Raw genomic sequence first — 23,773 nt, 5'->3', positions numbered from 1 at the left:
TCTATTCTTTTAATTAAGATGGTATCTTACCCCTGTGTAGAACATTCTACCCGTCAATGGACCCCATAATAAAGAAGTGTCAAAATAATTTCCAAAAGGATCATCAGCTCCTAATATAGGATTATGTTGATAATAATTTGTTAAATTCTCTCCTCCTATGTATACGGTTAAGTTTTTGTTTTTACCAAAATCTTTGCTAATCTGTGCATTCATTTTCACATAAGTATTTGATTTTGTTGTTAATCGGTAAGCTATTGGGTTTTCCTCTGTGGATGGGATTCTTTTATCACCAACTATGTTCAAGGTATAATCAAAGCTCCAACCTGAAGGAAGTGTATAAGCTAAATTGGTAAAGCCTCTATGTTTAGCAAGTAAAGGTTTACTTTTTCTACCACTCTCAAAATCCGTTTGAACATCCAACAAGCGATAAGCAAATCTTGTCTCTAATTGTGATAATGGACTAAATCGCAATTCTGTTTGAAGACTATTTGAATAAGATTTACCTGTTAAGTTATAAAATGATATTTCTCTTGGATTTTCATAATCCACAACAACTTGATTGTTAAAGTGATTTCTAAATAGTTCTATAGATGCTGTTGCTTCTCTATTGAATAATCGAAAATTTTGATCGATGGTGACTCCAGTGTTCCAGGAAACCTCTGGTTGTAATCCATAGGCATTTTTAAAATTGTCTACAGATTTTATAATTAAGGTACGACTACTTGCTAATGCAGACATATTTTCAGCAATAATGTTGGCTGTTCTTTGTCCTCTTCCGGCACTTAAACGAATTGTATTTCCAGAGAAAGGAGCATAACGTAAATTTAGACGTGGAGTGTTGAACCAACCGTATAAGGAATTGTAATCCTGTCTAAGTCCTACTACGGCATCAAATTTCTCGCTTGGACTAAAGGTATACTCTAAGAAAACTCCCGAAACGGTTTCTTTTCTTTTGAAGTTCTGTACATCTAAATAAAGTTCATTGTAGTTATCGTAATTAACAGAAGCTCCTACACGATATTTGTGAGCTACTGTTCCAATCACATCTTGAAAGATCAAGTTCGCATAACCGTTCTGTTGTTCACCATTATAATTTTTCAAACCAAAATAGCTCTTTTGATTATAGTTTGAACCCGCGAGTTGTAAACCTATGCTACGATGTCTATTTTCAGGAAACACGTAGCCAATTTTTGCAAACCCTTCAATTCTTTCAATATCAAAACCTAAACCATATTTGTTTGTAGTTCCTTTATCTGTTTTTTTATCAAAATCAGTTTGACCTCCTGTACGATCATCATTTAAATATTTTATTCCAAATTGAGCAATAAGTCCTTTACCATTTTCATAGTGCCAACGGTTGATTCCTGAAAAGAGATTGCCGACAGGGATATCACGAAACCCATTGTCACTGAAATTCATATGTTTATTAAACATGAAATTATCATGCAATAAAACGGAAGTAGACCAGTTGTTATTAATCTTTTGTGCTAAGTTTAAATTCATATCCGTTCTTCCCATGTTGTTTGCATATGCATTAAAGAAAAGTCGATCAGAATTATGAGGTTTCTTAAGTTCCACATTAATTTGCCCTGCCATGTTTTCATAACCATTAGCAACGGAGCCAATACCTTTAGCGATTTGAATTGATTCAATCCAAGTACCAGAGATCGAGTTTAGTCCTAATGGAGAAGAGAGTCCCCGTGGACCAGGTAAATTTTCAACAGTGAGTTGGGTATAAATACCACTCAAACCAAGCATTTGAATTTGCTTCGATCCAGTTACAGCATCATTGCTAACGACATCAACAGAAGCGTTAGTTTCGAAACTTTCACTTAAATCACAACATGCGGCTTTAAACAATTCTTTCGTTGTTAACACTTCTACACGAGCTGGGTTCATTCGGTTAATGAAATTTGATCTTCTGCTACCTGTTACTACTACTTCTGCCAAAACATTACTTTTAGCGTTAATCATAATAACATCGTGCAAGTCTTTTACTGTAATGGTATCCGGTTGCATGCTGGCGAAACTAATGACTAATTTCTCGAACCCCTTATGATGTTGTAACTTGAAAACACCATTTTCATTGGTTCTTACATTTTTACTTTTGTCCTCTAACCAATGGATGTTAACACCAACAATAGGATTTAGATCTCCTTTTTCATTCTCTTCAACAACACCTGTTACAATATGGTTATGATCATGTTGATCATCTTTATTAACCTTTACCTCTGTTATTTTTCCATTTTCCATTCTCGGATACAAACAACACTCATGTAAGGCTTCGTATGTTTTATCATCTGCTCGGAGGTTTTCGACGTCATGTCCTACGGTAGCAATACTCTTTTTTATATCCTCTAATGTTGACTTTTTGTGATTATAAGTGAGTGCTAGTTGTTTTGTTTCTATATTCCAAGAGGCAGATGAAACTCCTGAAAGTGAGGCTGCTTTCTCGATACGTTTTTTACATAACCCGCAGTTACCTGCTACATGGATGGATATGGTACTATCTTGTTTGATGATAATAGATTCTGCTTTTAAAGCGACTGATAATAAAAGGAGTAAAGATATAAACGTGTATTTTATTAATTGTTTCATGTTTTTTAAATTTTTAAAATAGCAATTCTACTTCAAGCTCATGGCTTGAAGTGTAATAGGGAAAGTCTCTAGGAGACTACTAAAAATTTAAAAATTAGATTCTGAAGTTACAATTAATTAAATATGGGGAGATATTCGATTCGGAAATCGGTATATTGGAAGATAAAACATATTTCGAATGATCTATATTTTCAAAATACAGTTGATTCAATACTATCCAGTGCAATACTAGTATTGCTGGACTTATGCTGGGAGAAATCTTTGCGTTATCTTTAAAAAAATGATTGTCGTCAACCTTTTTTAAATCAAGAGAGACATTTTTGCAACCATCTTCTTCCGATGCTTTAGTAGTAGAGCTTTGTTTATGATAAGATTTATTTTCTTTACACAATGGACATTCCTGCTTCGAGGCATCTTGCTTATCAAAGGAGATAGATTGCGCTTCACCATGACAAAAATGAAAATAAACAGTTGCACTACTCGCTGTAAGGGAATAATGAAATATTAAGATTAATATAATTAACTGCTTCATTTGGGCAAATCTAATAAAGAACTACTTACTTTAAGTATTCTTGTTGTCATATTATCGCTACAAAATATTCATTTTAACACTTGATTGATATAAAATAATTTTTATTGTTTAAAATAATTTTTAGTTTAGTCACAATAATTTTACAACCAAACCTTAACATCTTAATACTATGAGTTTTCACTTAGATCCAATTTTACTTTATTTCACAGCATGTCTATTAATCTTAGGAGCAGCAATACTTTACAAAGTATTTTTTAAGATAATAAAGAAAATTTAAGCATAAAAATATCCTTGTTTAGCAAGGATATTTTTATATTATCTTTATATTATCCTTTTATCGATTTAATAAAATCTGGAATTTTCTCTAAATAACTATCTGCCGCTAATAATTTGACAAATGCAGTCCCTATAATAGCTCCTGTAGCATAAGATGTTGCTTGTCTGAAGGACTCACTATTTGAAATCCCAAAACCAATAACCAAAGGATTTTTGAGGTTCATATTTTTAACGCGTTGAAAATAAGCTGTAGTTTTATCTTCTACATTTAGTTTTGTACCAGTTGTAGCATTGGAAGATAATAGATAAATAAAGCTATTAGAAAGATTATCGATTTTTTTAATACGTTCTTCCGATGTTTGAGGTGTCACAATGAATATATTGGCTACCTCATTTTTTTCAAATATATCCTGATATAGTTCCTCATATTCATACATCGGTAAATCAGGAACGATAATTCCATCAATACCGATAGCTTTACACGATTCACAAAAACGTTCTACCCCATATTGTAATAAAGGGTTTACGTATCCCATTAAAAATACAGGAATACTGACATGTTTACGTAAATCTTTTAATTGTTCAAATAGTTTTTCTACTGTCATCCCATTTTTTAATGCAATTTCTGAACTATTTTGAATCGTTGGGCCATCAGCAACTGGATCTGAATAAGGAAATCCTATTTCTAAAAAGTCTACACCAGATTCTTCGAGTTTTTTTGCAATAGCTACTGTACTATCTAAGGTTGGATAGCCTGCTGTATAATATATGGATAGAAGACCTTGATCTCCTTTTTTTTCTATCTTTCTCATCATTAAAAACCAAAGTATTTCATATAATTGTCTAGATCTTTGTCACCTCTCCCGGATAAACAGACCACGATTGTATCGTCCTTTTTAAATTGCATTTTCTCCAAATATGCTAATGCATGTGCACTTTCTATGGCTGGGATGATGCCTTCCAGTCTGGTGAGTAATAATCCTGCCTCCATGGCTTCCTTATCAGTTACGCTGACATAATGCCCTCGTCCTGATTTAAACAACCAGGCATGTTGTGGTCCGATTCCAGGATAGTCTAATCCTGCAGATATGGAGTAAGGTTCCACAACTTGTCCATCTGGAGTCTGCATTAATATCGATCGACTTCCATGCAATACACCTTCTTTTCCTAAGGCTGTTGTTGCAGCAGATTCTCCAGAATCGACTCCATGTCCTGCAGCTTCCACTGCAATAAGCTGTACTGCTTCTTCATCTAGAAAATGATAGAACATGCCTGCTGCATTCGATCCACCACCTACACAAGCTATAGCATAGTCAGGGTTAGCTTTACCTGTTTTTTCAAACAGTTGTTTTTTCGTTTCTTCGGAAATAATCGATTGGAAACGAGCAACCATATCTGGATAGGGGTGGGGTCCAACCACAGATCCGATAATATAATGTGTATCTACGGGATTATTTATCCAATCTCTTAATGCTTCGTTAGTTGCATCTTTTAATGTCTTACTTCCTGATTCTGCTGGGATAACCTCAGCTCCCATCATCTTCATACGAGCAACATTTGGTGCTTGTCTTTCAATATCAATTGCTCCCATATAAACCACGCACTGCAAGCCTTTTAAAGCACATACTGTTGCAGTTGCAACACCATGTTGTCCTGCACCAGTTTCGGCGATAATTCTTTTTTTTCCTAATCTTTCAGCTAATAAGATTTGACCAATGGTATTGTTTATTTTATGGGCTCCTGTATGATTAAGGTCTTCTCTTTTTAAGTAAACATTCGTTTTGTATTTTTCTGAAAGTCTACTTGCATAGTAAAGTGGAGAAGGACGTCCCACATAATCTCTTAAAAGCTGATTAAATTCCTCTTGAAAACTAGACTCTTGGATGATGTCTAAATACTGCTGACGCAATTCTTCTACATTTGGATATAGCATTTCTGGAATGTAAGCACCTCCAAAATGGCCATAATATCCCTTTTCATTAACTTGGTATTTGCTCATTTCTAATGATTTTCAATGTCTTTTCTAATAATTCTATATTTTTTATACCCGATTTAAATTCAAATTTTGAATTTAAATCAAGCCCATATAATCGATTGTCCGGAATTTGGATAGCAGACTCAATATTATCAGCGCTCAACCCTCCGCTTAAAAAATAGGGCTTATCTAAAGGATAGTTCAATAATAAAGTCCAATCAAACTGTGTTCCTGTTCCACCGTGGTTGACACTTTTTGTGTCAAATAAAAAATAATCCACAGCAGACTCATAAGATTTTAATGATTGCCAATCAAAATTTTCATCAATGCCGAATGCTTTAATAACAAGCATATCGTGTAACTTGATTTGTTGGCAAAATGCTGGACTTTCATGACCATGTAATTGGATTCCCTCCAATCCAAAGTTATTGATCTGATTCAAAATCTCTTGTTCACTGCTATTGACGAAAACACCAATCTTTTTTACCCCTTGAAGAGATTTTATAAAATGGGCATCTATGGTGCTGATATAACGTTTTGATTTTTCATAAAAGATCAATCCCATATAGTCAATAGGTAATTTAATCAGATCTAACATGTTATCTAGATCTCGCATGCCACACACCTTTATTTTCAAGCTCATGTTATCTATGAATCAATTTTTTGAAACTATTTAATGCTTTTCCGCTTTTTAATGCTTCTTCTGCTTCATAAAAGCAATCACCGAAGGTCTTTTGTGGATCAAATGTTTTGATTGCAAAAGCAGCATTGGTAAGTACAACATTGTTTTGGATGTCATTCCCCTCGTTACTGATAATTTTTTTGAATGTGGCAGCCGCTTCTTCAATTGTTTCTCCACCAGTTAATGAAATAGGAGAAATAGGGTCAAATCCTAATTGTCGAATACTATAATAATTTTCTCCAGCATTGGTAATTACTTTGAAATCCCCTGTTAAAGATATTTCATCATACCCATCAAGCGCGTGAATAATGGAGTACTGTTTCGCCGAATCTTGATACAGATAACCATATAAACGAGCCAACTCCAAACTGAAAACACCAACAGATTGAAATTTTGGATTGGCTGGGTTAGTCAATGGCCCTAACATATTAAAAAAAGTTTTTACACCAAGTGCTTTTCGAATAGGAGCAACAGTTTTCATAGCAGGATGAAATAAAGGTGCATGTAGAAAACAGATATTTGCCTCGTCTAGTTGTCTTGTTAGTTCTCCTTTGTCATTTGTGAATTGATAACCCAAATATTCCATGACATTCGATGAGCCACATCCAGATGAAACACCTATATTACCATGTTTAGCAACATGATAACCTGCTCCAGCGACAACGAATGAGGCTAATGTTGAAATATTAAAGGTGTTTTTTCCATCACCTCCCGTACCGCATAAATCGATCAGATTATAACCTGTAAAGTTAAGTTGGAGACATAGATCATACATAGCATCCCGAAAACCACCAAGTTCTTCTACACGAATACTTCTCATACCATAAGCTGTCATGAATGCCGCAATTTGATGGCTGTCATATTTTCCTTCCGTAATATTGATAAGAATATCATAAGCTTCTTTTCTGCTAAATGATTTGTATTCAAATAAGTGTGCTAATATTTTTTTCATGATGCTATTAAAAATAAAAAAGGCTTACCTAAAAAGGCAAGCCTACTATTTTGACGTATAGATAAATCTAAGCAATAGTTCTTTGCCACAACAGTTAACTGCTATGCCACCACCAAGCCTTATTTATTACGTTTTTATTCATTTTTTATTGTATAAGCAAATATGCTTCATTGTTTTTAAAAAAACAAGGGATTTAATGAAATTTTTTAATATGTTACAAAATGAGCCAAATTATCACCTTTAGATACCAGTGTAAAGGATGCGATTTTTCCAGCATCTAAATACAATGCGACGACTAATCTATCTTTGATTTTTAGAAAGTATATATTGTTTGCATTTTTTCCCTCTAAGTCAATGTCACGAGTTTCTTTTTTTGGAAGCTGAAAGTAGTTAATATATTGTATCTGACTAATATCCTTCATTTGTATATTGAGTCTTACTTCATCAAGGCTGACTTGTAAATATTCAAAATACTCATCCGTTAACTCGTTGGTGATGGTTATATACTGACTCAAAATTACATCAGTGGCAATGTTTGTGTTGTTCAAATCCTTGACAAACTTGTTGATATAAATTAGATTTGATTCAGAAGGTTTATTTTCCTGCGCAAAGCTACTGTTAGGAATAATAAACGTCAGAAGGATCAATACGTTTCTTAAATATGTAATCATATTGGTATGACTTATATTTTTGAGAAAGGATTAAAAATTAATAAAAAATGCCTCACTAGATAGCAAGGCATTTTTTATTAATACTCGTCTTCATTAAAGAAGAAATCATCCTTTGTTGGATAATCTGGCCAAATTTCTTCTATATTCTCATAAGGCTCGCCGTCGTCTTCTAAATCTTGTAAATTTTCGATCACTTCAACTGGAGCACCAGAACGAATACCATAATCAATTAATTCATCTTTTGTTGCCGGCCAAGGGGCATCTTCTAAATGTGAAGCTAACTCTAATGTCCAATACATAATAAAAACAATTTAAGTTTTCAATTTTCGCAAAACTATAATATAATTTGTCTTTAACAAGTTATTTAACATTTTTTTTTAATGGTTGAGTTTAAGGTGTTGATATTCAATGTTAAAAAATGAATCTCATATAGATGAATTTTTAGATGTTTTCGAAATCATCACCACTTTCCTGTAAAGCTGTCAATCTTGGAGAGACAGATTTAATATCTGTATTTGGATAGTCAGCTTCAATAAGACCATCTCGCATGCGTACGATTCGATGTGCATGTTGTGCAATATCTTCTTCGTGTGTCACTAATATAATTGTATTGCCTTTAGAGTGAATTTCTTCTAAAAGTCCCATGATTTCAATGGAAGTCTTCGTGTCAAGATTTCCTGTTGGTTCATCCGCAAGTATGATCGATGGATTATTTATCAAAGCACGAGCCACTGCAACACGTTGTCGTTGTCCTCCGGAAAGTTCATTTGGTCTATGATCCATTCGATTACCTAACCCAACACTATCCAAAGCCTGAGCTGCTTTTTCCTCTCTTATGTTTTGCTTAATTCCTGCATAAATTAATGGAAGCGCGACGTTTTCTAAAGCTGTACTCTTAGGAAGTAAATTGAACGTTTGAAAAACAAATCCTATTTCTTTGTTTCTAACCTCGGCCAATTCATCATCAGTCATATCACTAACATTTATCCCATTGAGAATATATGCACCATGATTAGGTGTATCCAGACATCCTAGAATATTCATTAGTGTGGATTTTCCAGATCCTGATGGCCCCATCAATGCAACAAATTCACCCTTTTTGATATGTAACGAAACAGATTTTAAAGCATGAATCGTTTCTGTTCCAATGGTATATTGTCGGGCAATTTCTTGGATTTCAATTAAAGTGGAGACAGCCATAATTTATATGTTAATGTTTACGGATGAAATTACGATTTATTCTGTAATATCCAATGTGAAAGCATTTTATTATAAACGTAATCTTCTAACTTTTCTGCATTTTGTTCACTGTATTGTTCTGTATTTATTGGTGCAAGAACTTGAATATGAACAATTCCTGGATGCGAACCTAATCGACGTCCATCATCCCACAAGATTTTCCAAGCATTCTCAATAACAATCGGTATAATGGGAATATTATTATCTATAGCCATTCGAAATGCACCAGATTTGAATTCATGTAAAGTAGGAGGGTATACATCATCAATTTTTCCTTCAGGAAAAATGGCCAAAGATTTGCCTTCTTGTAACCGATCATTTGCTTTTTTAAAAGATCGAAAAGAAGACATTCTGCTTTTACGATCAACAGGTATATCAATAGTTTTAAAGAAAATACGCGTGACAGGATTTTTAAGAAGCTCAGCTTTTCCAATAAATGAGAAAGGTACCGGTGATATATAGGTTAGGGCAGTGATATCTAAGATTGAAGTGTGATTAGCACATAGGATAAATGGTTTAGTCCAATCTATTTCTTCTTCAAGTTTGACAGAATAAAAAATCCCTACAAAATAAGAACCCAATAAACTCATCCATTTTCTAAGAATGCCTATTTTATTATAATTTTTTTCTGGATTTTTAGCATAAAACCATAATAAAGGAAAAAAGAGACAGAAGACTAAAAAAACACTAGCAAAATAGAAATGTCGATGAAGTTTCTTTAAAAGTCGTATCATAAAATATGCTAACGTTTTTGTTGAATAGAGAAAAAGTTAATCAAGATATTAATCTAAAATAAAAGGGATTCAACGATTGAACCCCTTTTATATATTTTCTAATCTTATTTACTTAATTCTGCATAATATTTATGAAATAAAGGAATCGTAGAAATACCTTTAAGGTAGTTTTCTATACCATACTTCTCATTTGGAGAGTGCAGATTATCACTGTTTAATCCGAATCCTAGCAATACTGTTTTTAGACCCAATACTTCTTCAAAAAGAGCAACAATCGGAATTGAACCACCGCCACGAGTTGGTATTGGTTTTACGCCAAAAGTATCTGTTAAAGCTTTTTCAGCCGCTTTATAAGCCACACTATCAGTAGGCGTTACGACAGGTTCACCACCATGGTGAGGCTTGACTTCAACTTTTACAGTATTTGGAGCGATACTTTCAAAATGTGTTTTAAATAATTCGGTAATGCGATGTGAATTTTGATTGGGAACCAAACGCATAGAGATTTTTGCAAAGGCTTTTGATGGAAGTACCGTTTTGGCTCCCTCACCAATGTATCCACCCCAAATGCCGTTAACTTCTAATGTTGGGCGAGTACCCGTACGTTCAATTGTTGAATAACCATTTTCTCCCCATAACTCCTCAACACCTAAATCTTTTTTGTATTCTTCTATTTCGAATGGTGCTTTATTGAGCTCGTTACGTTCCTCTTGCGATAATTCTACAATATCATCGTAAAAACCTGGTATTGCAATATGATTATTTTCGTCATGTAATGAAGCAATTAATTTCGCTAAAATAGTAGCTGGGTTAGCAACAGCACCACCATATATACCTGAGTGTAGATCTCGATTAGGTCCAGTAACTTCTACTTCTACATAAGACAATCCTCTTAATCCTGTTTCCAATGATGGTGTTTCTAAGCTGATCATCGATGTATCTGAGATAACAATAACATCAGCTTTTAGCCTTTCTGTATTTTCTTTCACGAATGTTCCTAAGTTAGCGGATCCTACCTCTTCTTCACCTTCGATCATAAATTTAATATTACATGCTAAGGCATTATTTCTCATCATGTATTCAAAAGCCTTTACATGCATGTAGAATTGTCCTTTGTCATCCGCAGAACCACGTGCATAGATTTTACCATCACGAATAGTAGGTTCAAATGGAGGTGTATCCCACAATTCATAGGGATCTGCAGGTTGTACATCATAATGTCCATAAGTTAACACTGTTGGTAAAGCAGGGTCGATTATTTTTTCACCATATACGATCGGATTACCTGCTGTCTGACAAATCTCAACATTGTCTGCACCGGCTTCTTTTAATTTTTGAGCAACAAATTCAGCAGTTTTTTCGATATCGTTTTTAAATTTTGGATCTGCACTTACTGAAGGAAGGCGTAATAAATCAAACAATTCATCTAAAAATCTTTGCTTGTTTGTCTCTACATATTCTTTTATAGTTTGCATAATATGATTGTATTTCAAACAAAAATAGGTAAAACATTAGTAGTGTCATAGGTAATAGTTTAATATATTGATTTTTAACTATTTATGTGCATTTTTTATTCTCTGATTTAAAAATCGATAAATATAAAGCTTAACTAAATGGAGACTTTGAATTATTTTATATTATAGAAATATATCTGAGTTTTTCATAAGATTTATTGGTTTCATAAGATTTATAATGTTTTTTAAAAAAAAGTGTAAAATAACTGTAACATTTCGATTGAAACCTTATCTAATAGATATATTAATACAATATATTTATACAATTTTATTAACCATCGTGATATTTATAGTTTTTAGATGAAAAGAAAAACAATTATCCAGTTGTTATTACTCTTACCAATGCTCATTAGCTTTTGCTTCGCCCAAAGTAAAATACAAGGTAAGATTAGTGATTCCAAAGATCAGCAGAAGTTGCAAAATGCAACAATTATGCTTTTAAGCACGAAAGATTCTGTTCTTTTGGATTTTACTAGGTCCGATGAGAATGGAAATTTTTCATTAAATAAACCAGTTACTAACGAAGGTTTATTAATCGTTAGTTATCCTAAATATGGTGATTACTATACATCAATTTTACCAGGTCAAGATTATTCAGCTTTAAAGGTCGGATTGACTAACAGCGCACAACTTCTACAAGAAGTAATCGTGAATGGTCGCATTCCAATTACAATAAAAGGAGATACGACCGAATTTGATGCGGGTAGTTTTAAGGTTGAAAAAAATGCTAAAGTAGAAGATTTGTTAAAAGTTTTGCCAGGTATTACTGTTGATGCATCTGGAAAAATTACCGCTCAAGGAAAAACAGTTAAAAAAGTCTTATTAGATGGAGAGGAATTCTTTGGGGATGATCCAACATTAGTGACTCGCAATATTCGTTCAGATATGGTCGATAAAGTACAGGTATATGAAAAAAAATCTGAACAAGCTGAACGTACTGGAGTCGATGATGGGCAAAGGGAGCAGACCATCAATGTTAAATTGAAAGATGGAGCAAAGAGAGGAATGTTTGGTAAAGCTTTAATTGGCGGTGGTACTGATGATTATTACATGGGACAAATCATGGTCAATAAATTCAAAGGTTCACAAAAGATATCCGCTTATGGTTTATTTGGAAATAATGGCACTACGAGCATGAATTGGCAAGATGCTGATAAATATGGAGGCGATTCTGGAGTTTCATATGGCGACGATGGATCGATGAGCATGATGAATTATACGGATCCTTTTTCAGGTCAAGGGGTAATTGGTATTCCTAAAGCAATCAATTCAGGGATTAATTTTTCAGATAAATTTGATAAGAACAAACATAATGTTAATATCAGTTACAAGTATGGTCGTCTTAGTAGTGACGGTCAAGATGAAACAATTATGAGTGGATTGATCAATAATAGAACTGTTAAAAATATTGATACAGAGAATGATCAGCACAGAGTTAATCTGAAATATGATCTTAATTTTGATTCCTTAAATACCTTGACAATTCGGGGTGGAGCCTCTAAAAAGAATTTATGGTCTGACAATAAGCGGCTAGCACATCAATTCTCAACCGATTTGGATACCATAACTTCTGAAAATACAAAAGAAATTATTGATAATGATGTAAAGACCTATAATTTAAGTGCTTTATTCACGCATAAATTTAAGAAAAAAGGAAGGTCAATCACCTTAAATGCACAGGCTAAAAAAGATGAAATGACAGGTATTGGATCGTTGTATTCAGCAGTGCATAAGTATAATCTGGATACCGATTCGATCACTGATCAACGAAAAAATAGAGTTCAGAATACATCTAATAAACAAGCTTCTTTAACCTATACAGAACCATTATCTAAAGTTTTGAACTTATCAATTGGTGGTGGCATTGAACGTGATGAAAGCTCATCATTGGTCGAATCGTTTAACAAATCAACTACAGGAAACTACGATCAATTAGATACTCGTTACAGCAATGATTATGATTTTGATAGGACAAGTAGCAATTACAAATTAGCATTAAGTTATACCACAGAAAAACTACGTTTTAACTTGACCAATAGTTTTAATAATGATGGTTTAAATCAACAGAATAATTACACCAATAAAGAGTTTTCAAGAGATTTTTTCACTTACAATCCATCACTAAGTGCAGGTTACTCATTTACAAAAAGTAAACATCTATGGTTCAACTATAATGGCCGCAATCAGCTACCTTCTTTAACTCAAATTCAACCAATTTTAGATAATTCAGATCAATTGAATCGTTATTTAGGTAATGAAAATTTGAAACCCTCTTTTAGCAACAATGTGAATTTGGGCTATAATACATTTAAATTGCTTACGGGAAGTTATGCCTATATCGGTGGTAATCTAAACTTAGTGAAAGATCCTATTTCGCAAAATATCAGTACTTCAAACGGAATAAATACTTATGAATGGAATAATATTACAGGAAAGACAAATGTTTCTGCAAATTTTTGGTCTGGCTATTATTTCAAGTTAGATAAGAAACTAGGAGTGAGTAATTCTCCCCAATTATCAATGTCATTATCAGAGAACTATAATTTCTTCAATAATGAACTAAACAAAGTAAATACAACCAATTATAATTTTACATATAATCTAACCCGTGATACCAAGACAGGATTAAATTTTAATATTAATATGAGTCCTCAATACCGTGTTATGGAATCGAGTTTACAAGAGAACACAAATAGTAATGGATTTGTATTTAGTTCTTCGGGTAGCGTGGAATACTTCTTTACAAAAACATTTAAAGTGTATAGTAATTACGAATATACCTATGAAGCTGCAACCAAAGCATTTGATCAGAAATTTGAGCAATTTTTATTGCATCCTGGAATTAGCAAAAAATTCTTAAAAAATGAATCATTGATGTTAGATTTTACGATAAATGATGTTTTGAATCAAAATAAGGGCTTTAGCAGATCAGCCTCCAATTCTGTTTTTACACAAAGAAGATACGATACAATCAGACGTTATTATATGCTGAAACTATCATGGGATTTTACTAAAATGTTTTTATAAGATGAAACACATGAAAATAATTAATTATTGCATTCTTTTTGTACTCTTACTATCTGGTTCATTAGCAAAAGCTCAGTATACACTGTTTTCAAAAGTAGGATCGATCTCTTTTGATAAGACAATGTATATGAAAAATATTGTGAGTAAGCAATTTATTGCTAAAGCCGATGGAAATTCAAAAGATCAGTTTGAGCGTATGCTTCCTACAATTCCAGAAAATGTCGTGTTAAAAAAGACCTTAAAATTCAACGGAAATGAAACACTTTTTGAACCTGTAGTAGGTCAAGAAATAGATATGAAGGTGAAGCAATTAATCATGATGTTTGCCCTTGATTTTGATGCACAAACGTTGTCCAATCTATCAACAAGGGATTATAAACGGTTTAATGATGTCATGGGTGATAAGGTTATTATTCAAGATTCCGTGAAGTCTATCAAATGGCGAATCACGGATGAATACCGTGACATTGCAGGATACACCTGTCGTCGAGCGAATGGCTTTACTTCAGACTCTACGTATGTGATTGGTTTTTATGCCAATGAAATTCCTATAAGTGGGGGGCCTGAATCGATTAATGGTTTACCAGGGATGATTCTAGGACTTGTAGTACCAAGTCAACATGTTTCTTATTTTGCAACTAAAGTAGAGTTGAGTAATACAGTAGTATTAGATAAAAAGGTATTCGAGAATAAGAAAACTAAAACAATGACACGTAAACAAATGGTTGATCAATTCACGGCTACTATATCACAATGGTTAAATAAAGAAACAGTAGAATACATCATGCGATTAGCTACGCTGTAGTTTTAAGTATAATAGAGTATTAAAACAAAAGCCCTTCAATTTAGTTGTTGAAGGGCTTTTGTATTTATCAAAAATACTATAAAAGAAAAGGCGCTTAATTAGCGCCTTTTCTTTTAAGAAGATAAATAAAAATTATTTACCATCATTTTTCTTAGCAGTAACTTCGTTACGAATGTCTTGTGCTAATGTTTTAATGTCTTGTAATCCTTTGCGTACACGAGTACCAGCTGCTGAATTACCATTGTTGAAAAATTTGTCTGCATCTGCTTCGATCGATGCTACTAACTCTTTTAATTTTACGTAGTTTTCCATTTTAATAATTATAATTTTAGTTTTATGGTCTTGTTTATTAATCTAATTAACACAATAAATATACAAAAACCAATTTAATAGAAAATATTTTTTCTGAAAAATTAGTGTTAAAAATTGTAAAATGGTAATTAATCTACAATTTTTAATTCATTTATGATATTTGTAGCTCCTGCAAATTTGTCAATTACAAATAAAACATACCTGATATCAACAGATATCGTACGTTGCAATTTGTGATCAAAAATGACATCACCTGCCATTGCTTCAATATTACCATCAAAAGCCAAGCCAATTAACTCACCATTTCCATTTATTACTGGAGAACCAGAGTTTCCTCCTGTAATATCATTGTCGCTTAGGAAGTTAACTGGAAGATAACCAGCTTTATCCGCATAACGGCCATAATCTTTAGAATTTTGTAAATCAATCAATCTTTGTGGCAAATCAAACTCTTCATCGCCCTTTTTGTACTTCGCAATTGTACCTTGTAATGTGGTATAGAAGTTCTGTGCGGCATCATTACGTTTGTCAGCAGGCAAAGATTTAATAGAACCATACGTTAAACGTAAAGTACTGTTTGCATCTGGATAAAATTTACCTTTTGGATTTGAAGCGAGTACACCAGCAACATATTTACGGTGAGCAGCTTCAAATTTATCCGTTGCCTCTTTATCAGCGGCTGATGATTCACGGTATTTATTTAATAATGCAGTAGATAATTTGTATAAAGGATCATTTTCTAATGCAACAGCATTTGGATTATTTAAGAAATTATTTAGTCTTTCTGCGGATGCAAAAATACTGTTTTTAACGGCCTCCTGAACATAAGAGGTTAAATTGTTATTGTTAGCCTTTGCTAATTCTGCTACATAAGGAGCGATATTACCACCTTTTTTTGCATACAGGTTTAATTCATCTGCTAATACATCTTCCTCAAGAGGCAAGTATAATTTCTCATAACTAGAAGTAATAGCACCCTGTAGTCTTGGTAACAATTCTTTGCGCTGTGCTTCGTTTGCTTTAATATATACATCTAAACCATTGCCAATGGAAAATGGCAAGGCAGCTAGTGTACTAGAACGTATCATACCACTCAAGTAGTTGTCGTGGCGAGCTTTTTCGTTCGTTGCTGCATAATATGCATTGATCGTTGAAATGACATCACCATATTGCTCTTTATTGGCTTTTTTATTTGCCCATTTATTGAACTTTGCTTCATCTTTTGCTTTTGTGATCGCAGTTTTATGCAATGTTAAAGCATCAATCATACCTTGACGGTTTTTCCAATAATTAGCTACCTGAGAATATTTAGAAGCATAATTTATTTTAACAGCTTGGTCTTTGTCCATGTGTTTTTTCATGGCGTCCATACCTGTTTTAGAAGCCTCTACCCAAGCAGGATAAGCAAACTTTACATTTTGATCAATTCCTCCAGAAGGCATCCAACGATTCGTACGACCAGGATACCCTAAGATCATGGCAAAATCTCCTTCTTTAAAACCTTTTAAGCTAATAGGTAAGAAATGCTTAGGTTTTAATGGTACATTATCTGTGGAATAACTTGCTGGATTACCATTTTTGTCTCCATATACGCGGAAAATAGAGAAGTCTCCTGTGTGACGAGGCCATTCCCAGTTGTCAGTATCTCCACCAAATTTGCCAATGCTGTTTGGAGGAGTACCCACTAAGCGAACATCTTCGAAATCCTGATAAACGAAGTAGTAATATTCATTTCCATTGTAAAATGATTTTACATTTACCACATATTTACCATTCTCGCTGTTCTCCTTTTCGATTTTAGCAATTTCTTGGCTAATGATTTTTTGACGTTCAGGCTCAGGCATCTTATCATTTACCAATGACAAAATTCTTTTAGAAACATCATCCATACGAACGAAGAAACGAACGAATAAAGATTTAGGTTTTAATTCTTCTGACTTTGTTTTTGCCCAAAAACCATTCGTTAAATGATCGTTTTCAGGAGTAGACAATTCAGCGATAGCACCATAACCACAGTGATGATTAGTGAATACTAACCCTTGGTCAGAAACAATTTCTGCAGTACAACCACCATTGAATTGGACAATTGCATCTTTTAGACTAGAATTGTTGATACTGTAGATTTCTTCTGCAGTCAATTTCAATCCTTTTTTTTGCATATCAGCCTCATTTAAACGCTTCAAATGCATTAAGAACCACATTCCTTCATCTGCGAATGTGGTCATACTTGCTGTGATTAACAGCAATAAGATCCATAATTTTTTCATACAAACTTGATAAAAAAGTTTAGTTATTTACTACAAAGATGATTTAATTCTGCTTTAAATCAAAATATCAGATAATCTGCTCATTTTTTTAATGCAAAACTAGGCAATAATGTCAATTTTAAGTCAATGTATGAATCATTTGATACATTGGATAAGCAAGTGAATGGTTTTCATTACCTTTGTAAAATGCAGCAAACATTTGAAAATTTTAAATTGAATAAGCAGCTTTTGAATGCAATTGAAGAGGCAGGTTATTCAGTTCCAACAGAAATACAACAAAAAGCTATTACACCGATTCTAGCTGGTCAAGATATCATGGGAGTAGCACAAACAGGCACTGGAAAGACTGCTGCATTTGTCTTACCTATACTGATGAAACTGAAGTACGCACAAGGACAAGATGCCCGCGCTTTAATTTTATCTCCTACACGTGAATTGGCGATGCAAATCGAAGAAAACATCCAAACATTTTCGAAGTATCTGGATTTACGTACTGTTGTATTATATGGTGGTTTGGGACCTAAAACGCAAATTGAAAATCTTGAAAAAGGAGTGGATATCATTGTCGCTACACCTGGACGTTTCTTAGATCTGTATCTAGAGGGACATATCAATGTGAAGTCTTTGAAGTTCTTAGTAATGGATGAAGCCGACAAAATGATGGATATGGGATTCATTTCTAAACTTCACCGCATTTTGGAAATCGTACCACGCAAAAGACAAAATTTATTGTTCTCTGCGACAATGGGCGAGTTGGTGCGTAAAATTGCAGGTGACTTTTTGGCTTTTCCGACTATAATAGAAGTTTCAGAACAAGCAACTCCAGCGGTCACCGTTAATCAACGTATCTATTTCGTACCAAATCAAAAGACAAAATTGAATTTACTGCAATATTTGTTGAAAGATGACGAATCCTTTCATCGTTTGATTGTCTTTTGTAAGACAAGAACTGTAGCAGATAATGTGTTTGCTTTCTTGGAGAGGAAGTACGGCAAAGATCAAGTTCGAGTGATACATGCTAATAAAGGTCAAAATACACGAATCAATTCTATCAATGCTTTTAAAGAAGGTAACATTCGAATATTAGTGGCGACTGATGTGGCTGCCCGTGGCTTAGACGTGTCTAATGTATCACATGTTATTAATTTTGAAGTTCCGATTGTTACAGAAGACTACGTACACCGCATCGGACGTACGGGACGTGCATTTAATTCTGGTGATGCGATTACTTTTTGTAATGATGCTGAAAAATATTATTTCAGAAAAATTGAAAAGTTAATGCGTCAATCTGTAGAAGTTGCTTCAATACCAGATGAAGTGTTTATAGAAGAAACACCTTATTTCGAACGTCAGATTATTGCAAAGGAAATTGATAATCAAAAGCGGAAATCGGATCCTGATTTTAAAGGCGCGTTTCATGAGAAAAAGTTTGCAATTAAACAGAAAGAAGCAAAAGCCTCACAACGTGCTTCTGGTTATAAATCGAACAAGCAAGGTCCCAAAACTTCTACTAAAAGAAATTATAGAACAAAATAGTGAGACTTACACCCATTAATATCTTATCAGCTTGTCTTGTGGCTTGGTATTTTGTGGAAGATATTTCGGATCAAACTCCATTATTATCTTTTTTCGGATTACTGATCTTAATGGTTGTTTTATTATTGGTGGATATCTTTTTTAGGATCATTGTTAAACAAGATAAAAAACTTTGGCTGTATGAGTTAGGTTTTATGATAGTAGTTGCTTTATTGATACTCATTATAAAAATAACCTAAGCAATTTTAAAATAGAATTATTAATATGAAAAAAGCAGAAATAAAATTACAAATTGAATTGGATGAAGCAAATGTTCCTGACACCATTACCTGGTCTTCTAGTGATGGAGAATCATCTGATGAACTCCCTGCAAAAGCCATGTTTTTAGCTTTATGGGACTCAGCATATAAGAATTCAATGCGTATCGATTTATGGACTAAAGATATGCCTTATGATGAAATGAAACGTTTCTTTTATGAGACACTTCAGACGATGGGCGATTCATTTTTACGCTCTTCTGGAGGAGACCCTATGGCAGAAAAAATTATTGCTGATTTACGTGATTATTGTGCACATTTTGCTGATAAAATGGAAGTATTGGAACAACAAAACTAATTTCTTTTTGATATGAATTACTTTTTAGTCAAATCAGAACCTTTCAAATATAGTTGGGAACAATTTAATAAAGATGGTCAAACCTTCTGGGATGGTGTGCGTAATTATCAAGCACGTAACAATCTAAAAGCAATGAAAGAAGGCGACCTTGTTTTATTCTATCACAGCAATGAAGGAAAAGAAGTAGTCGGTATTGCAAAAGTCATAAAAGAGTATTACCAAGATCCTACGACAGAAGATACCAAATGGGTTGTTGTAGACCTAGCACCTGTAGAAACATTTAAAAAGGCAGTAACTTTGGAACAAATTAAGGCAGATGAGTTTTTACAAGATGTTGCCCTGGTGCGCCAAGGACGGTTGTCCGTGATGCCGTTGAAAGCGGAAGAATTTGATCGTATCGTCGCTTTAGGTACTGAATAGATCTTTACACGAAAAAGCCTCTGATATCATTCAGAGGCTTTTTCTTTATCCTTTGTGGTCAAATAAACTTACGAGACTTTTTAACTCCGTAGCATCATTTGGGTCTAGTTTGCCACCTAAAATCAATCTTAATTCGCGACGTCTCATCGCTTCATCAAAAAGTTTATATTCCAGTTCTGTTTCAGGAACTACCTTAGGGATAGGTTGCGGCTTAGCGAGTATATCTACCGCAACAAATGTATAATAAGCTTCATTCGATTTTTCTTTCGTTCCTAATGGCAGGTTTTGAGCAAACACTTCCATTCTTACTTCCAACGAAGTATTAAATGCACGTGTAACTTTCGCTTCAATCGTCACTACTTCTCCGAGACGGATGGATCTTTTAAACGAAACATTATCAACGGATACCGTGACCACTGGACTATTGCAATGTTTCTGTGCTGCCATCGCCGAGCAGATATCCATCCAATATAATAATCTACCTCCCATTAAGTTTCCAAATGTATTGGTATCATTGGGCAACACCAACTCATTCATCACCGTAGTAGATTCTCTTGCAAATTTATCCTTCATGTCAATTCTTTTATTTACGGAAAATACCGTATTGTGTTTCAATTATTTTTAAACTCTCTTTAAAAGATGTGGGTTGGTATCCCAAGATAGATTTCGCTTTCGATAAGTCAAAGCCAGTTTTGCGAGGTCGGTTTTCAGATTGACCAATTTCTGCTGCCGTTATTTCTGAAATTAACGTTTTATCCAACTTCCAGAAATCAGCAACTTGGTATACCGCTTCTGCAATGGTTAACATTTCTTCTCCACTGATATGGAAAACGCTAGTCACTCTTTTTTCAAGGGCTAAAAGACAGGCATTTGCGAGATCATCAACAAAAGTAGGCATCCGCCATTGATCGTTAACAACCTTTATTGACTCTTGTTTTGTGAGTTTCTCTTTTGCCCAAAGTACTAGATTAGAACGATTTGGGTTTGCATTAATACCATAAACTAAGATTGTTCTTAAAATAGCATAGGCACATTCGGACTTCTGGATAACTTGTTCAGAACGCCATTTACTTTTACCATATTCACTCAATGGATGAGCTAAATCATCTTCTTTGTAAAGACCATTTTGGCCATCGAAAATAAAATCTGTGGATAATTGTATTAAAAAAGCCTGCTCACGCTTGCAGTAAGAGGCCAATTGTTCCACAAGATCCACATTCATCCGTTGACATTTTTCTTTGTCAGCCTCACAGGCTTCAACACTTGTGATTGCAGCAGTATGAATAATGTAATCTGGCTTTACTTGATCTAGATAATCATTCAATTTTTCCGTATCCAATAAATCCATTTGTTGAAAATCATAATTTCCGATAGTTGGATTATCGTTTTCATGCATGGAAATGGCAAATACTTTGTAGTCAGCATGCATACTGAGAAGATCAACTAGCTTTTGTCCTAAAAAACCATTAGAACCTGTTATTAACACTTTGTGGATAACGCTCATTAATTTGTGAATTGAAAATCTAGTTTTTCAGTTTGTTTTAACATATTGTTGATAACCATGATTTCAAAGTCAATAATTCCGGTAAGGCCAGGGTAATTGATCTTTTCAGGATCATCAGTTGGCATATGGTAATCTGGATGTCCCCCAGTGTGAAAAAATAACACGGGAATTTCTTTTTTATAGAAAGACGTTTGATCAGAACCGCCATTGCCATCATGACCAGTATAAAACTTAATCGAAGGAACAATCCCGTTAAAGATCTCTGGCCATTTTTTACTCGTACCATAACCGATCACAGCTACACCCTGAGCAGGATTCAATCTTCCGATCATATCCATGTTCAACATGGCCGTGATTTTATTTAATGCAAATGTAGGATGTGTTGTAAAATATTTAGACCCTACCAATCCCAATTCTTCGGCACCAAAAGCAATGAAGAGAAAGTTATAACTCTCCTTGAGATTATTGGTACTGTAGTAACGAGCCAACTCCAATAAACCAGAGACACCAGAAGCATTGTCATCAGCGCCATTGTGAATTTTTCCAACCCCTAATGAATCTTTGGAACTTCCCTGTTGTCCAGTTCCCAAGTGATCGTAATGGGCTCCTATAACAATGGTCAATGGGGCATCATTATCTAAGAAAGCGATAATATTATCTGCTTTCCGGATGCTGTCCGCAACTTTAACCTTCCACACTTTTGCTTCAAAAGATTGACGGAATCCTTTTTCACCTAATGGTTGAAGTTTTAGCTTTTTGAAGTATTTTTCAATATAATCGGCAGCTTTGAATACTTCTTTGCTGCCTGTACCACGACCTTTCATCTTATCGTTAGCCAGGTAATTGATGTGTTTTTTTACTAGAGCTATATTGCTATACTGTGCATTTGTTGTTAAACAAAGGATGCTGAATAGTACAAGTAAGGAAAATTTAATATCTAATTTCATGAGATTGATATCTATTATTATTCAATAAAAAAAGCCTTGATAATTCAAGACTTTAATAAGTCGTTTTTTAATCTTCAACGATTTCACTATGTATGCTGGTCTTTTCTTCTTTTTCTTCTTTGAAATACTTCTTTTGAAAAAGTAAAATCAGAACGACACCAACAGATATAGCCGAATCAGCAATATTAAATACTGGTCGGAAGAATAAGAAATCCTGTCCACCCCAAAAAGGTAACCAAGAAGGAAAAGTTCCATCAATTAGAGGGAAGTATAACATGTCCACTACCTTTCCATGAAAGATCGTCGCATATCCACCTTCAGCAGGAAACAAAGACGCTTTATTATACCAAGTGCTTTCATTAAAGATCAAACCGTAAAATGTAGAATCAATGATATTGCCCAATGCTCCTGCAAATATCAAAGCAATGTTAAGTATGAATGCTCTATTATATTTCTTTTTGACCATATAATGTAGGCCATAACCGATCCCACCTACAGCAATAATACGGAAAAGTGTGAGCATGAGTTTTCCAAATTCTCCGCCGAATTCCATTCCATAAGCCATTCCATTGTTTTCAATAAAATGTATTTGTACAAATTTACCGATCACTTCATAGCTTTGACCAATGGTCATATTCAATTTGACCCAAATTTTAAAAATTTGATCAATTAAAAGGATTAGAATAATTAATATTACTGGTTTAGTATAACCTTTCATAGTTGTAAAAATGGTCTTTACGGAAAGTAAAGACCATTATTTTTATGTATTTAAATAAAATTAATACTGCTTATTTTTAGCTTCAATGCTTAGGGTTGTATGAGGAACTGCTTTCAATCTTTCTTTTTGAATCAATTTTCCAGTTTCTCTACAGATGCCGTATGTTTTGTTTTCAATACGTACCAAAGCAGCCTCTAAGTTATCAATGAACTTTCTTTGACGTGCAGCTAATTGATTGGTTTGTTCTTTTTCTAATGTTGCAGAACCATCTTCCAATGTTTTATAAGTGCCAGCAGTATCGTCTGTCCCATTTGCATCACTGTTATTTAAGGATGCAGTCAACGACGAAAGTTCTTCTTTTGCTATTCTCAATTTTTCTAAGATAATGCCTTTAAACTCTTGTAGCTCTGAATCGCTATAGCGTGTCTTTTCGTTGTTAGTTGCCATAA

24 protein-coding genes are annotated in these 23,773 nt (G+C 33.9%); 6 read left to right on the top strand and 18 right to left on the bottom strand.

The features are described 5' to 3' along the window. Positions 1–9: 9 nt before the first annotated feature. The 11 genes from LZQ00_RS12965 to LZQ00_RS12915 form a co-directional block, all read right to left on the bottom strand. Positions 10–2,598, bottom strand: a complete 2,589-nt coding sequence (locus LZQ00_RS12965; protein WP_234509706.1) for a TonB-dependent receptor domain-containing protein — start codon at positions 2,596–2,598, stop codon at positions 10–12. A gap of 94 nt (positions 2,599–2,692) precedes the next feature. Further along, a complete protein-coding gene (locus tag LZQ00_RS12960) occupies positions 2,693–3,130 on the bottom strand; it encodes a hypothetical protein (RefSeq protein WP_234509705.1) in 438 nt (145 codons plus the stop codon). 326 nt (positions 3,131–3,456) lie between these two features. After that, a complete protein-coding gene (gene trpA / locus LZQ00_RS12955; protein WP_234509704.1) occupies positions 3,457–4,218 on the bottom strand; it encodes a tryptophan synthase subunit alpha in 762 nt (253 codons plus the stop codon). A 2-nt stretch (positions 4,219–4,220) separates the two neighbouring features. Then, positions 4,221–5,405, bottom strand: a complete 1,185-nt coding sequence (trpB, locus tag LZQ00_RS12950) for a tryptophan synthase subunit beta (RefSeq protein WP_234509703.1) — start codon at positions 5,403–5,405, stop codon at positions 4,221–4,223. Beyond that, the gene (locus LZQ00_RS12945) at positions 5,386–6,024 is read right to left on the bottom strand and encodes a phosphoribosylanthranilate isomerase (protein ID WP_234509702.1); all 639 of its coding nucleotides are present in this window, start codon (positions 6,022–6,024) and stop codon (positions 5,386–5,388) included. The genes trpB and LZQ00_RS12945 overlap by 20 nt, the downstream gene beginning before the upstream one ends. A 1-nt stretch (position 6,025) precedes the next feature. Further along, the gene (gene trpD, locus LZQ00_RS12940; RefSeq protein ID WP_234509701.1) at positions 6,026–7,015 is read right to left on the bottom strand and encodes an anthranilate phosphoribosyltransferase; all 990 of its coding nucleotides are present in this window, start codon (positions 7,013–7,015) and stop codon (positions 6,026–6,028) included. A 206-nt stretch (positions 7,016–7,221) separates the two neighbouring features. Next, a complete protein-coding gene (locus LZQ00_RS12935) occupies positions 7,222–7,686 on the bottom strand; it encodes a hypothetical protein (RefSeq protein WP_234509700.1) in 465 nt (154 codons plus the stop codon). A 77-nt stretch (positions 7,687–7,763) separates the two neighbouring features. Beyond that, complete coding sequence (locus tag LZQ00_RS12930) at positions 7,764–7,985, bottom strand: DUF2795 domain-containing protein (protein WP_021188822.1); 222 nt, start codon at positions 7,983–7,985, stop codon at positions 7,764–7,766. 142 nt (positions 7,986–8,127) lie between these two features. Next, the gene (locus LZQ00_RS12925; protein ID WP_234509699.1) at positions 8,128–8,886 is read right to left on the bottom strand and encodes an ABC transporter ATP-binding protein; all 759 of its coding nucleotides are present in this window, start codon (positions 8,884–8,886) and stop codon (positions 8,128–8,130) included. A gap of 29 nt (positions 8,887–8,915) precedes the next feature. Continuing rightward, positions 8,916–9,659, bottom strand: a complete 744-nt coding sequence (locus LZQ00_RS12920) for a lysophospholipid acyltransferase family protein (protein ID WP_234509698.1) — start codon at positions 9,657–9,659, stop codon at positions 8,916–8,918. Between the two features lie 104 nt (positions 9,660–9,763). Then, on the bottom strand, positions 9,764–11,134 hold the full coding sequence (locus LZQ00_RS12915) for a dipeptidase (protein WP_234509697.1): 1,371 nt from the start codon (positions 11,132–11,134) through the stop codon (positions 9,764–9,766). A gap of 339 nt (positions 11,135–11,473) precedes the next feature. Here LZQ00_RS12915 and LZQ00_RS12910 point away from each other — a divergent pair, with 339 nt between their 5' ends. Both LZQ00_RS12910 and LZQ00_RS12905 read left to right on the top strand, forming a co-directional pair. Then, complete coding sequence (locus LZQ00_RS12910; protein ID WP_234509696.1) at positions 11,474–14,200, top strand: outer membrane beta-barrel protein; 2,727 nt, start codon at positions 11,474–11,476, stop codon at positions 14,198–14,200. 10 nt (positions 14,201–14,210) lie between these two features. After that, the gene (locus LZQ00_RS12905) at positions 14,211–15,005 is read left to right on the top strand and encodes a GLPGLI family protein (protein WP_234509695.1); all 795 of its coding nucleotides are present in this window, start codon (positions 14,211–14,213) and stop codon (positions 15,003–15,005) included. Between the two features lie 132 nt (positions 15,006–15,137). Here the strand turns inward: LZQ00_RS12905 and LZQ00_RS12900 are convergent, their stop codons facing one another. Both LZQ00_RS12900 and LZQ00_RS12895 read right to left on the bottom strand, forming a co-directional pair. Further along, positions 15,138–15,317, bottom strand: coding sequence for a histone H1 (locus LZQ00_RS12900; RefSeq protein WP_234509694.1), 180 nt, complete (start codon positions 15,315–15,317; stop codon positions 15,138–15,140). Between the two features lie 128 nt (positions 15,318–15,445). Further along, positions 15,446–17,584, bottom strand: coding sequence for a S46 family peptidase (locus tag LZQ00_RS12895; RefSeq protein ID WP_234509693.1), 2,139 nt, complete (start codon positions 17,582–17,584; stop codon positions 15,446–15,448). A 186-nt stretch (positions 17,585–17,770) separates the two neighbouring features. On the opposite strand from LZQ00_RS12895, the gene LZQ00_RS12890 reads away from it, so the two are divergent. Genes LZQ00_RS12890 through LZQ00_RS12875 form a run of 4 tightly spaced genes read left to right on the top strand, consistent with a single transcriptional unit; the run spans position 17,771 to position 20,155 of the window. Then, positions 17,771–19,120: a DEAD/DEAH box helicase gene (locus tag LZQ00_RS12890; RefSeq protein ID WP_234514808.1), complete on the top strand. Its 1,350-nt coding sequence runs from the start codon at positions 17,771–17,773 to the stop codon at positions 19,118–19,120. A gap of 38 nt (positions 19,121–19,158) precedes the next feature. Then, positions 19,159–19,359, top strand: a complete 201-nt coding sequence (locus LZQ00_RS12885) for a hypothetical protein (protein WP_234509692.1) — start codon at positions 19,159–19,161, stop codon at positions 19,357–19,359. Positions 19,360–19,384: 25 nt separating this feature from the next. Continuing rightward, complete coding sequence (gldC, locus tag LZQ00_RS12880) at positions 19,385–19,735, top strand: gliding motility protein GldC (protein ID WP_234509691.1); 351 nt, start codon at positions 19,385–19,387, stop codon at positions 19,733–19,735. Positions 19,736–19,747: 12 nt separating this feature from the next. After that, positions 19,748–20,155, top strand: coding sequence for an EVE domain-containing protein (locus tag LZQ00_RS12875; RefSeq protein ID WP_234509690.1), 408 nt, complete (start codon positions 19,748–19,750; stop codon positions 20,153–20,155). Between the two features lie 45 nt (positions 20,156–20,200). Here LZQ00_RS12875 and LZQ00_RS12870 read toward each other — a convergent pair whose 3' ends face one another. From LZQ00_RS12870 to LZQ00_RS12850, 5 genes are all read right to left on the bottom strand, one after another. Beyond that, the gene (locus tag LZQ00_RS12870; protein WP_234509689.1) at positions 20,201–20,728 is read right to left on the bottom strand and encodes an acyl-CoA thioesterase; all 528 of its coding nucleotides are present in this window, start codon (positions 20,726–20,728) and stop codon (positions 20,201–20,203) included. Between the two features lie 10 nt (positions 20,729–20,738). Further along, a complete protein-coding gene (locus tag LZQ00_RS12865) occupies positions 20,739–21,659 on the bottom strand; it encodes an SDR family oxidoreductase (RefSeq protein WP_234509688.1) in 921 nt (306 codons plus the stop codon). Beyond that, a complete protein-coding gene (locus LZQ00_RS12860) occupies positions 21,659–22,606 on the bottom strand; it encodes a M20/M25/M40 family metallo-hydrolase (RefSeq protein WP_234509687.1) in 948 nt (315 codons plus the stop codon). Before LZQ00_RS12860 ends, LZQ00_RS12865 begins: the two co-directional genes overlap by 1 nt. Before the next feature lie 67 nt (positions 22,607–22,673). Beyond that, positions 22,674–23,324 (bottom strand): lipoprotein signal peptidase, encoded by a 651-nt coding sequence (locus LZQ00_RS12855; protein ID WP_234509686.1) that lies wholly within the window; start codon positions 23,322–23,324, stop codon positions 22,674–22,676. Positions 23,325–23,384: 60 nt separating this feature from the next. Continuing rightward, complete coding sequence (locus LZQ00_RS12850) at positions 23,385–23,771, bottom strand: TraR/DksA family transcriptional regulator (RefSeq protein WP_234509685.1); 387 nt, start codon at positions 23,769–23,771, stop codon at positions 23,385–23,387. Positions 23,772–23,773: the final 2 nt, after the last annotated feature.

Origin of the sequence: Sphingobacterium sp. SRCM116780, from assembly GCF_021442025.1 — a bacterium.
Classification (GTDB): domain Bacteria; phylum Bacteroidota; class Bacteroidia; order Sphingobacteriales; family Sphingobacteriaceae; genus Sphingobacterium.
This window is presented reverse-complemented; position numbering and strand designations above follow the sequence as displayed.

Bases quoted from the DNA above. Each gene is read 5' to 3' on its own strand.
- LZQ00_RS12965 (WP_234509706.1), bottom strand. From the start codon at position 2,598: ATGAAACAATTAATAAAATACACGTTTATATCTTTACTCCTTTTATTA.
- LZQ00_RS12960 (WP_234509705.1), bottom strand. From the start codon at position 3,130: ATGAAGCAGTTAATTATATTAATCTTAATATTTCATTATTCCCTTACA.
- trpA (WP_234509704.1), bottom strand. From the start codon at position 4,218: ATGAGAAAGATAGAAAAAAAAGGAGATCAAGGTCTTCTATCCATATAT.
- trpB (WP_234509703.1), bottom strand. From the start codon at position 5,405: ATGAGCAAATACCAAGTTAATGAAAAGGGATATTATGGCCATTTTGGA.
- LZQ00_RS12945 (WP_234509702.1), bottom strand. From the start codon at position 6,024: ATGAGCTTGAAAATAAAGGTGTGTGGCATGCGAGATCTAGATAACATG.
- trpD (WP_234509701.1), bottom strand. From the start codon at position 7,015: ATGAAAAAAATATTAGCACACTTATTTGAATACAAATCATTTAGCAGA.
- LZQ00_RS12935 (WP_234509700.1), bottom strand. From the start codon at position 7,686: ATGATTACATATTTAAGAAACGTATTGATCCTTCTGACGTTTATTATT.
- LZQ00_RS12930 (WP_021188822.1), bottom strand. From the start codon at position 7,985: ATGTATTGGACATTAGAGTTAGCTTCACATTTAGAAGATGCCCCTTGG.
- LZQ00_RS12925 (WP_234509699.1), bottom strand. From the start codon at position 8,886: ATGGCTGTCTCCACTTTAATTGAAATCCAAGAAATTGCCCGACAATAT.
- LZQ00_RS12920 (WP_234509698.1), bottom strand. From the start codon at position 9,659: ATGATACGACTTTTAAAGAAACTTCATCGACATTTCTATTTTGCTAGT.
- LZQ00_RS12915 (WP_234509697.1), bottom strand. From the start codon at position 11,134: ATGCAAACTATAAAAGAATATGTAGAGACAAACAAGCAAAGATTTTTA.
- LZQ00_RS12910 (WP_234509696.1), top strand. From the start codon at position 11,474: ATGAAAAGAAAAACAATTATCCAGTTGTTATTACTCTTACCAATGCTC.
- LZQ00_RS12905 (WP_234509695.1), top strand. From the start codon at position 14,211: ATGAAAATAATTAATTATTGCATTCTTTTTGTACTCTTACTATCTGGT.
- LZQ00_RS12900 (WP_234509694.1), bottom strand. From the start codon at position 15,317: ATGGAAAACTACGTAAAATTAAAAGAGTTAGTAGCATCGATCGAAGCA.
- LZQ00_RS12895 (WP_234509693.1), bottom strand. From the start codon at position 17,584: ATGAAAAAATTATGGATCTTATTGCTGTTAATCACAGCAAGTATGACC.
- LZQ00_RS12890 (WP_234514808.1), top strand. From the start codon at position 17,771: ATGCAGCAAACATTTGAAAATTTTAAATTGAATAAGCAGCTTTTGAAT.
- gldC (WP_234509691.1), top strand. From the start codon at position 19,385: ATGAAAAAAGCAGAAATAAAATTACAAATTGAATTGGATGAAGCAAAT.
- LZQ00_RS12875 (WP_234509690.1), top strand. From the start codon at position 19,748: ATGAATTACTTTTTAGTCAAATCAGAACCTTTCAAATATAGTTGGGAA.
- LZQ00_RS12870 (WP_234509689.1), bottom strand. From the start codon at position 20,728: ATGAAGGATAAATTTGCAAGAGAATCTACTACGGTGATGAATGAGTTG.
- LZQ00_RS12865 (WP_234509688.1), bottom strand. From the start codon at position 21,659: ATGAGCGTTATCCACAAAGTGTTAATAACAGGTTCTAATGGTTTTTTA.
- LZQ00_RS12860 (WP_234509687.1), bottom strand. From the start codon at position 22,606: ATGAAATTAGATATTAAATTTTCCTTACTTGTACTATTCAGCATCCTT.
- LZQ00_RS12855 (WP_234509686.1), bottom strand. From the start codon at position 23,324: ATGAAAGGTTATACTAAACCAGTAATATTAATTATTCTAATCCTTTTA.
- LZQ00_RS12850 (WP_234509685.1), bottom strand. From the start codon at position 23,771: ATGGCAACTAACAACGAAAAGACACGCTATAGCGATTCAGAGCTACAA.